The 9294-nt window shown below is 42.2% G+C and carries 11 protein-coding genes; 5 read left to right on the forward strand and 6 right to left on the reverse strand.

What is annotated here, in order from left to right:
* Nucleotides 1-46: 46 nt before the first annotated feature.
* From AB4138_RS18070 to AB4138_RS18095, 6 genes are all read right to left on the reverse strand, one after another.
* Complete coding sequence (locus AB4138_RS18070; RefSeq protein WP_029405168.1) at nucleotides 47-445, reverse strand: GspS/AspS pilotin family protein; 399 nt, start codon at nucleotides 443-445, stop codon at nucleotides 47-49.
* A gap of 1 nt (nucleotide 446) precedes the next feature.
* On the reverse strand, nucleotides 447-743 hold the full coding sequence (locus AB4138_RS18075) for a YciI family protein (RefSeq protein WP_004736512.1): 297 nt from the start codon (nucleotides 741-743) through the stop codon (nucleotides 447-449).
* A gap of 195 nt (nucleotides 744-938) precedes the next feature.
* Nucleotides 939-1337, reverse strand: a complete 399-nt coding sequence (gene yciA / locus AB4138_RS18080) for an acyl-CoA thioester hydrolase YciA (RefSeq protein WP_004736513.1) — start codon at nucleotides 1335-1337, stop codon at nucleotides 939-941.
* Nucleotides 1338-1525: 188 nt separating this feature from the next.
* Entirely contained in the window at nucleotides 1526-2092 is a 567-nt protein-coding gene (locus tag AB4138_RS18085; RefSeq protein ID WP_102533827.1) for a septation protein A, read from the reverse strand.
* 133 nt (nucleotides 2093-2225) lie between these two features.
* The gene (locus AB4138_RS18090) at nucleotides 2226-2474 is read right to left on the reverse strand and encodes a hypothetical protein (RefSeq protein ID WP_017069991.1); all 249 of its coding nucleotides are present in this window, start codon (nucleotides 2472-2474) and stop codon (nucleotides 2226-2228) included.
* Between the two features lie 286 nt (nucleotides 2475-2760).
* Nucleotides 2761-3648 (reverse strand): LysR substrate-binding domain-containing protein, encoded by an 888-nt coding sequence (locus tag AB4138_RS18095; RefSeq protein ID WP_017069990.1) that lies wholly within the window; start codon nucleotides 3646-3648, stop codon nucleotides 2761-2763.
* Between the two features lie 181 nt (nucleotides 3649-3829).
* Between AB4138_RS18095 and hisC the strand changes: the two genes are divergently transcribed.
* The 5 genes from hisC to AB4138_RS18120 all read left to right on the forward strand — a co-directional run bounded on the left by hisC (nucleotide 3830) and on the right by AB4138_RS18120 (nucleotide 9172).
* Nucleotides 3830-4972: a histidinol-phosphate transaminase gene (gene hisC / locus AB4138_RS18100; RefSeq protein WP_372307146.1), complete on the forward strand. Its 1143-nt coding sequence runs from the start codon at nucleotides 3830-3832 to the stop codon at nucleotides 4970-4972.
* Nucleotides 4973-4982: 10 nt separating this feature from the next.
* The gene (locus tag AB4138_RS18105; protein WP_372307149.1) at nucleotides 4983-5756 is read left to right on the forward strand and encodes an ABC transporter substrate-binding protein; all 774 of its coding nucleotides are present in this window, start codon (nucleotides 4983-4985) and stop codon (nucleotides 5754-5756) included.
* Nucleotides 5757-6336: 580 nt separating this feature from the next.
* On the forward strand, nucleotides 6337-7296 hold the full coding sequence (locus AB4138_RS18110; protein ID WP_017061504.1) for a TRAP transporter substrate-binding protein: 960 nt from the start codon (nucleotides 6337-6339) through the stop codon (nucleotides 7294-7296).
* Between the two features lie 67 nt (nucleotides 7297-7363).
* Nucleotides 7364-7843, forward strand: a complete 480-nt coding sequence (locus tag AB4138_RS18115; RefSeq protein ID WP_017061503.1) for a TRAP transporter small permease — start codon at nucleotides 7364-7366, stop codon at nucleotides 7841-7843.
* Between the two features lie 21 nt (nucleotides 7844-7864).
* Nucleotides 7865-9172, forward strand: a complete 1308-nt coding sequence (locus AB4138_RS18120; protein WP_010438025.1) for a TRAP transporter large permease — start codon at nucleotides 7865-7867, stop codon at nucleotides 9170-9172.
* Nucleotides 9173-9294 lie beyond the last annotated feature (122 nt).

A 9294-nucleotide genomic window follows, 5' to 3' on the forward strand; every position in this document is an offset into this window, starting at 1 on the left:
GGCCTCCTCCTACTCGATTATACTTGTTCGAATCTCGAGCTAGAAACTAGCTGCTACTTTGACACGTATCTTTACTGATCAGCTTCTCAACGATCAGTTGTCCGCGAGTGTTGCGAATCTTGATGTTGTAAGCCAAGCCCATGTCGAGGTTTGCTCTTACTTCAGAGTTGGTGCAGTAGCTATTCACACTCATGTCTACAACTTGGTTTAAAGGTTTAGCACCTTTTGCATCTTGGTTGTAGATCATCATGATTTCGATAACCGTGTTCTTTGCCAGCACGCGCATGACCGACAGCGGGCCATACTCAATCGGAAGGCCTGCGGATAAAACGCCAGCGCGATGCTGCGCCATCATTTCTAGCTGTCTTTGTTTGTCTTGTTCACCTGATGAGCTACAGCCTGCAAGCAGAACAGCGGCCAGTGAACCGATAATCCATTTTTTCACGTTAAAATACTTTCTTGAATGGTTTAACAATCACATTTTGGTAGACACCTGCAGCAATGTAAGGGTCTGCGTCTGCCCATGCCTGTGCATCGTCTAAAGAATTAAACTCAGCAATCACAGTAGAACCTGTGAAGCCCGCTTCACCAGGGTTATCTGAATCAATCGCTGGCATTGGACCTGCTGTCAAAAGGCGGCCTTCATCGTGAAGTGTTTGTAGGCGTTCTAGATGTTGTGGGCGAACACTTAGGCGTTTTTCTAATGAATTTTCGACGTCTTGAGAAAAAATCACGTACCACATATTGAGATATCCTTATTTTACTTCACTAAATTGAGGGCGTTTAAATTCGCTATCTTGCTAATTTACGCGAACTAATTGGTATTGGAAGAGCTAATGATAAGAAATTGTGAAATGGTGCGGGAGAGTGAGAAGGTCTTTAGCATTTTTAATCGAAACGACTAAAGACCTTAAAGTGCGATAGGGTCGTCGAAAGTACTATTTATTAATTGGGCGGGGTTTACCGCTTTCGTCTACAGCAACGTAGTTGAATGTCGCGCCACATACCTTGTAACGATCGCCGATGCCGTGATCAAGTACCGGCTTAACCCATACTTCTAGGTCGATATTCATCGAGCTACGACCAATCTTGGTGCAGTCACCATAAACACAGACCACATCACCCACTGAAACTGGTTGTTTGAACTCGATACCCGATACTGAAACCGTGACTATCTTGCCGTTAGAGATCTCTTTCGCCAGTATCCCGCCAGCAAGGTCGAGCTGAGACATTATCCAACCACCGAAAATCTGGCCTGCTGCATTGGTATCAGAAGGCATCGCCAAAGTGCGAAGAAGTAAAGAACCAATCGGGTTCAAAGTTGATTGAATAGTCATTGTTGTACTCTTAATGGTATTGATTGTTTTAAATTTAAATAGATGTGTTTGCGGGGCTCGTGGTGGTCTAATTTTTAACGTCTTCACCGAACACAAATAATCAGCGGCCAATGATCACGAGTATCATTGGCCAATCGCATATTGATAATAATTGTATCAAATAGGGTATGAGGACTCATCCCTAAGGGCTATTTCTCGTCGGTATTTTTATCCGTTAACTCTTTCTGCTGGTCTTTTGGTAGATGCTTATAGATATAAACACCAGTGAGCAAGGTGAAGAGCAAGGTCGCGATGAGTAGACCAAACACCTTGAAGTTAACCCACACATCCAAGGGTAGGCTGAAAGCAACGTAAACGTTGAGAATGGCACATAGAGTAAAGAACAAAGTCCAAGCCCAGTTGATCTTGCTCCATACCGCTTCAGGAAGTGTGATCTCTTTACCCAGCATGCCTTTAATCGCTGACTTGCCCATTAGGTGACTGACGGTCAGGCCGATAGCGAATAATGCATAAACGATGGTTACTTTCCATTTAATGAAGTTGTCATCGTGCAAGAAAATGGTCATGCCACCAAATACGGCAACCATCAGAAATGTGATGATCTGCATTTTCTCTACTTTCTTGTAGATGACGTATGTCAAAACGATTTGTACTGCGGAAGCAACAATCAATGCACCTGTAGCCGTGTAGATGTCATACATCTTATACAGCGCAAAGAAAATAATGAGAGGAATGAAATCAAGGATTTGCTTCATGTGGCACTGACTGTCCAGTTAGTTGAGTTGCAGACAGTCTAACGAAAACTGTCTCGATGCTAAATAGCTCGAGACAATTGGGTGCCAATTAATTCAATCTAACCACTCATCGTGTTTAAAGAGTTGAAGCAGGTTATCGCATTGACGAGGTTTGATAGCGAGGTATCAGCTTTTTGATATCTTCAAGGTAACCTTCGCTCTTTAAGCTGTCTAAGGTGTTTTCGAGCTCTTGCTCACTCATGGCAAAACATGTCGATTTACCGGTCGTTAGGTCGAGATACTCGTGATATTCACGCTCTGTGAAGTGGCCAATTCTGTCCATTAATAAGGTTTTAATTCCATGGTGAATCAAGCCGTAATACGTATGTCTTTGTAAGGTCATAGCCTATCCTCCGTGACAAGCTGCAGTGAAACTGTTGCAACCTGCTGTATATTGGTTGGGTTATCTATGACAAAGCAATTCGAATGCCATTTTCTCTAGTTGAACGGAACATTTTCCCTACCAGATAGAATTGAACTTCTTTTCAAATAGTTAAGGCGAGGTACGTTCTATTCTCTGACAACCAATACGTAACAGACATAAAATAGTTTCATTTTGAGAACGATGAAATTCTCATTATGACGCTCTACTGCCGTTTATAGTGTGCTTCTATCTACGGTGATTGCCGCTAATCGACAAGCCAATCAACCAGCGTAGATAAAGATGGATTTTGTCGATTCTTAGGCTGCAGCAAAAAGTAACCATTTCCAGAAAAGACACTGCCTTCACTCACTTTCACCAACCTGCCCAAATCAATATCTTGTTTTGCTAGCGTGATGTCGCCTATAGCAATGCCAAACCCTTGAATGGCTGCGTTCATCGCTTGATCAAGTGTCGCGAATTGTTGGTTGTTCTTACTTGAAAGGTCATGACTGCCTATGTGCTCTAACCAAAGTCGCCAATCACTTTGCTCATTGTTAGCGTGTAACCAAGTGTATTGAGCGAGCTTGTGTGGCTTGATGATGGTCGATGCGTCGTCGACAAGATGGCTCTGTGTAATGCTTTGTGCTTGGCAAACGGGCGCTAGCTGCTCGTTAAACAATAATTGGCTGATAATCGATTGTTGGTTTGGCTTCTTACCATAGGTAATTACGGCGTCAAACGGATCAAAGCTTGGTTCGAAGACGTGCTTGATGGTCGACGTCAGTTCGACATCAATTTCAGGATAGGCTTGCTGAAAAGACATCAACTTAGGTAGTAGCCAAGAGGTAATACAGCTCGGTGCGTTGAGTTTGATCTTAGACGGAGAGCTAGCCACTTGATTTAGAGCCGATTGCAGCTGATGAATCGTTCCTTGTATCAGGGGAACCAGTTCTTCTCCTTTCGGCGTTAAAGACAATCCGCGAGCATGGCGATAGAAGAGATCACAGCCAAGGCTTTCTTCAAACGACAATACCTGACGACTCACTGCACCTTGCGTAACATTGAGCTCATGTGCCGCGCGTGTAAAGTTGAGGTGCCTTGCCGTAGACAAAAACGCGAGCAAGGTTTTGGTTGAAGGAAGTGTGCGATTCATATCTTTACCTATGACTTTTTATCATGGCTATTATGTGATTATTTCGATTCATTTATCAATAGTGTTTTGTTTGAATGTAAATACTTAATCATCATTTGTGATTCAATATGTGTATAAGTCACATTTTTTGAATATGAAGGCAATGATGAAGACATTGTGATTTTGTGAAAGGGATAGCTTCTTGACATCTTTTATTGATAGCTTAGTGCCTCAGGCTGTAAAAAAATTAATACCTTATCAATCGGCAAGAAGAATTGGTGGTGATGGACGTGTCTGGCTAAACGCCAATGAATTGGAAAGCTCGCTGTTTCAAGGAGAAGCAAGTCACAACCGATACCCAGACTTCTTACCACAAGATATTGCTAAGGCTTATCAAGATTACTGTAGTACCGATGCCGCGACTGTGGCTGTTCGTGGTGCAGATGAAGCGATTGATTTGCTGATCAGAACATTCTGTAAACCGGCGTGCGACAACATACTTATCTGCTCTCCAACGTATGCGATGTATGAGTTTTGCGCTGATGCATTGGCGATCAATACCTTGGACTCTCGATTGCAGGAAGATTTCAGCCTGAACGTCGCTGATATTGTGAATAAAGCAGAGCTGGCGAATATCGTGTTTCTTTGCTCACCAAACAACCCAACGGGTAATGTGATTCCTAAATCGGATTTGGTTCAGGTACTGGAAGGCACGATTGGAAAGTCGCTAGTGGTCGTCGATGAAGCGTATATCGAATTTGAACCACAAACGTCAGCCGTTAGTCTTATTGAACGCTATCCACATTTGGTTGTGATTCGCACCTTGTCTAAGGCATTTGGACTGGCTGCGGTTCGTTGTGGTTTTATCTTAGCGAGTCAAAATGTGATGCAGTATGTCGCGAAGCTGATTCCACCGTATCCGATGCCAGATTGTTCATCTCAAATCGTGCTCGACGCTTTGTCCGATGAACGAGTCTCAGTGATGCAAGACGCGACGCAAAAGCTGGTTGAACTACGTAACTGGTTTGCTTGTGAGTTAACGCAGTTTGATTTCATCGAGTCTGTTTACCCTTCATCGACGAACTTTATTTTGCTGCGTCAAAAACCTGGGCATCAAGTGTTCAGTGTATTGGCGAAGGATGGCATTGTGACAAGGAATCAAAACCATGAACCTGCTTTGCGTAACTGTGTTCGAATCAGTATTGGTAGCCAAGAGAGCATGTTAGAAGTGATAACGTCACTAACACGTTACCAAACCGAATTAGAAAAGAATCAACAAGGCAAACAAATTCAACAATCTCAACATAAAGAAACTCAATCTCAACTCGATAAAGATCATATCTAGGATGGCAATGATGAAAAAGATAATACTAGGACTCGCTTGTGCGGCCGCTTTACTTGGTACAACGGTACAGGCGAAAGAAATCCGTTTGGCGTCGGACTTTACGTATCCGCCATTCAACTATAAAAACAGTGACGGTGTGCCTGTCGGGTTTGATATTGAGATAGCTGATGCCTTGTGTGAGCAAGCCAAACTCGATTGTACTTGGGTTTCACAAAGTTGGGACTCGTTAATTCCAAGTTTGTTGGCAAGAAAGTCAGATGTGATCATGGCTTCAATGCGTATTACTGAAGAGCGTAAGCGTAAGATCTTATTTACTGATAAGTACTACCAAACTCCAGCCGTGTTTGTTGCTGCTAAAAGCGCGGAGTTCAGCGTCGATGAGGCAGGCTTAGCGGGCAAAACCATCGGTGTTCAGCAAGGTACGATTCACGATCGCTACGTAACCGACAAGTTTGGCGATGTGGTAAACATTAAGCGTTATACCGGCCAAGATGAAGTTTATCTGGATCTGCAAAATGGTCGTCTAGATCTAACCTTTGGCAACTCGGATCAACTGTCATTAGCTTTCTTAGATAAGAAAGAAGGTGAGGGCTTTGAATTTAAAGGTAAAGCAGTAACCGACAAAGCCTACATTGGCGAAGGTACGGCGTTAGCACTAAGAATGCAGGATTCAAAACTGGCGAAACAATTCAATGCCGCGATTGAAGAGATCAGAGCGAACGGTACTTACGACAAGATCGCCGCTAAGTACTTCACGTTTGATATCTATGGCGCTGATTTGTAATTTGTCTAACGCCTAAAAATTAGAACACCAAAAACAAAAATCCGAGGGCTGTAAGGCGCTCGGATTTTTGTTACAAACAATTTATCCTCTCAAGCTTCTCTCTATTGCCTTTATCTATTCTTGTTACCTAAATCCAGCCGAAAACCTTGCCTTCATCACCTCACAAAGCACTGTTCACGACTCGCGTTTTCGAATGAGGAGACCTTCTTTGTCGTGCTCCATAACTGAATTTAATGTCTTAAAATAACATAAATAGATCGGTGTTTCTTTGCTAAGAGATTGTTCTTAAAGCAGTTGAAAGTAATCGAAATTACCAAAAAACCCAAATTAGGACTGATTGATGGTCTAGTTAGTCCCAAATATGATTGGTATCACAATCAATTAGATTCTCAGGCCAATAGATAAACCTTAGTTCACAAAATATACATATAGTATTGTAATACAAAATTCATAGGGTAAGAATATTGTAATGAAACGTTACTGCTATGAGCGATGTGCAATTGAACGTTAGATTTCAAACTTAGCTATAGCGTTGCATATAAAAACTGTACCTCTTACAAAATGGATTCTGGAGAAGAACATGAAAAAACACCTACTGACGATTGCAGCGGCTTCAATTCTTATGGCATTTGGCGCTCAAGCAAAAACTTTGACGTTAGGGCATGCAATGTCATTAGAAAGCGCAGCTCACCAAGGCATGGTGATCATGGCTGATAAAGTTAAAGAAAAATCGAATGGTGAACTTACGATTAAGATCTTTCCAAACGGTCAATTAGGCTCTGAACGTGACCAAGCGGAGCAAGTTGTTACTGGCGCGATTGATATGGCCAAAATCAATGGTGGGTTAGCCGAATCTTTTGAACCAACGTTTAAGGTTAATGCACTGCCTTTCTTATTCCGTGACGTTCCACATATGAGAACCTTCATGCGAAGTGAAGCTGCACAAGAGATGCTGCTTTCAAGCGAAGGTAAAGGTTTCATCGGTCTTACATTCTATGATTCAGGCACACGTAGCTTCTACGCTAAGAAAGCCATCAACTCACCAGCAGATCTAGCTGGCATGAAAGTTCGAGTTCCTGGTTCTCCAACCATGATGGAAATGGTTAACTTACTTGGTGGTAAAGCAACGCCTGTACCTTTCAATGAGGTATACACGGCTCTGCAACAAGGTGTAATTGATGGTGCTGAGAATAATATTTCTAGCTTAGTTGAAATGAAACACAGTGAAGTTGCCAAATTTTACTCTATGGACCAGCACATGATGACGCCTGACGTGATCATCATTTCTGAATACAAATGGGGTACTTTAACGGCTAACGAGCAAAAAATCTTAAAAGAAGCTGCAGCTGAGTCTCTTGAAGAGCAGATCAAAATCTGGGACGCAACAGATGAAATGAACAAAGAGAAAGGAATGAAAGCAGGTGTCACGTTTGTTGATGTTGATAAAGCCCCGTTCCGTGCCGCTGTTAAACCTATGATTGATGAAGCCAAAAAAGACCCTAAATTAGCTTCATTCATTGAAAAAATTGAAGTTCTGTAATCAGTCTTAGTGAAAATATAATTTTGCCTTGGCTTTGCTAAGGCAAAATTTTTTGAGGTATCACACCATGTTAGCAACTTTCAGAAACCTACTTGATAGGTTGATTCTTTTTGTCTCTTCTTTTGCATTAATGTTACTTGTCGTTACTGTCACTTGGCAGGTTTTTAGTCGCTATGTTTTGAATGACCCAAGTAACTGGACTGATGAACTTGCTCGTTATGCGATGGTATGGCTTGGATTATTAGGAGCAAGCTACTTATTCGGTATCAAAGGGCATTTAGCTATAACGTTATTGGATGGTTATCTTAAGGGTAAAGCGCACATAGCATTACATCTACTCATCAATATCATTTCTGGCGCATTTGTATTTCTGGCAATGCTTCAAGGTGGCATCGCCTTAATGGGAAGAACCACACAACAACTCTCTCCAGCACTGCAATTACCGATGTCGACAGTGTATTCAATCTTGCCGATTTCAGCCGTTATTATCCTCATCTATTTGGTCATGAATACGTTTGATCTTTTTTGTGAACCCAACAAAAAGTAAGTTTTAAAAGGATTCTATATTATGGATTTGTCCATTGGTGTTTGGCTGCTAGGCCTATTCTTATTCATGATCGCGATAAGCATGCCGATTGCGATTGCAATTGCCATGTCATCTTTAACCATCATGTATTTCATCTTACCGTTTGAAGTCGCGAGTATTACTGCGGGTCAAAAAATCATTACCGGTATCGATAGTTTCAGTTTATTAGCTATCCCTTTCTTTATCCTCGCGGGGAATATAATGAATGTGGGTGGCATTGCGAGTCGACTCATCAACCTTGCAAAGCTCTTGGTTGGTTGGATTCCGGGCTCACTTTTTCACGTCAACATCTTCGCCAATATGATGTTTGGCGCGGTTTCAGGATCAGCCGTTGCAGCAGCGGCTGCGGTTGGTAAAACCTTAGGTCCTGAATTAGAAAAAGATGGTTATGATAAAAACTTAGCAACAGCAGTAAACGTTGCATCCTGCCCAGCAGGCTTACTAATACCGCCGAGTAATTCACTGATCGTATTTTCAGTGGTATCGGGTGGAACATCCGTTGCGGCGTTGTTTATCGCAGGGTATGTCCCAGGTATTCTAATGGGCTTAAGTTGTATGGTCGTCGCCTATTTCATCGCTAAAAAGAAGGGCTACAAAACAAGTGCGAATGACGGCTTCACAACGAAAGATGTGCTGAATATTGTTTGGCAAGCAACACCAAGCTTAGGGCTTATTGTTGTTGTTATTGGCGGTATTATTGGTGGTATATTCACTGCAACAGAAGGGGCATGTATAGCGGTTCTATACTCTTTTATACTGTCACTCTGTTACCGAACCCTCAAATGGGCACACTTTCCGATAATTTGTAGAGAAACGGTTCAGGTTACTGGCATTATGCTGTTCTTGATTGGTGCTTCTACCATTATGTCATGGGCAATGGCGTTTACCGGTCTACCAACCATGATCAGTGATTGGATGCTCTCTATTTCAGACAATCCAATTATCATCTTTATTCTGATGAACCTGATTCTACTGATTGTGGGTATGTTTATGGACCTTACGCCAGCCGTATTGATCTTTACCCCTATCTTTATGCCGATTGCTGAGCATTTAGGCATGCATCCAATTCACTTCGCGATGATGATTATCTTCAACTTATGTATTGGCATTGCAACGCCACCCGTTGGTACGGCGCTATTTGTGGGTTGTAGTGTCAGTGGCTCTAAGATTGAAAACGTTATAAGAAGTATCATGCCGTTTTGTGCCGTATTGATCGTCACACTGTTGGCCATTACTTTTATTCCTGAAATTAGTTTGGCTCTGCCTCGTGCGTTTGGACTCATCAATTAGCCTGACAAGGGTAAGATTTACCGAATCAATATCGATCATTACCTAATAAAAAAACCGCCTCATGAAGGCGGTTTTATTTATCAATCAAACTGAAGCTTAATATTAGGTTCATCGCGGCTTTC

This window comes from Vibrio sp. 10N.286.52.C3 (genome assembly GCF_041468865.1).
Classification (GTDB): Bacteria; Pseudomonadota; Gammaproteobacteria; order Enterobacterales; family Vibrionaceae; genus Vibrio; species Vibrio crassostreae_C.

Coding starts and splice junctions, on each gene's coding strand:
- AB4138_RS18075 (WP_004736512.1), bottom strand. CDS start 743: ATGTGGTACGTGATTTTTTCTCAAGACGTCGAAAATTCATTAGAAAAA.
- yciA (WP_004736513.1), bottom strand. CDS start 1,337: ATGACTATTCAATCAACTTTGAACCCGATTGGTTCTTTACTTCTTCGC.
- AB4138_RS18085 (WP_102533827.1), bottom strand. CDS start 2,092: ATGAAGCAAATCCTTGATTTCATTCCTCTCATTATTTTCTTTGCGCTG.
- AB4138_RS18090 (WP_017069991.1), bottom strand. CDS start 2,474: ATGACCTTACAAAGACATACGTATTACGGCTTGATTCACCATGGAATT.
- AB4138_RS18095 (WP_017069990.1), bottom strand. CDS start 3,648: ATGAATCGCACACTTCCTTCAACCAAAACCTTGCTCGCGTTTTTGTCT.
- AB4138_RS18105 (WP_372307149.1), top strand. CDS start 4,983: ATGAAAAAGATAATACTAGGACTCGCTTGTGCGGCCGCTTTACTTGGT.
- AB4138_RS18110 (WP_017061504.1), top strand. CDS start 6,337: ATGAAAAAACACCTACTGACGATTGCAGCGGCTTCAATTCTTATGGCA.
- AB4138_RS18115 (WP_017061503.1), top strand. CDS start 7,364: ATGTTAGCAACTTTCAGAAACCTACTTGATAGGTTGATTCTTTTTGTC.
- AB4138_RS18120 (WP_010438025.1), top strand. CDS start 7,865: ATGGATTTGTCCATTGGTGTTTGGCTGCTAGGCCTATTCTTATTCATG.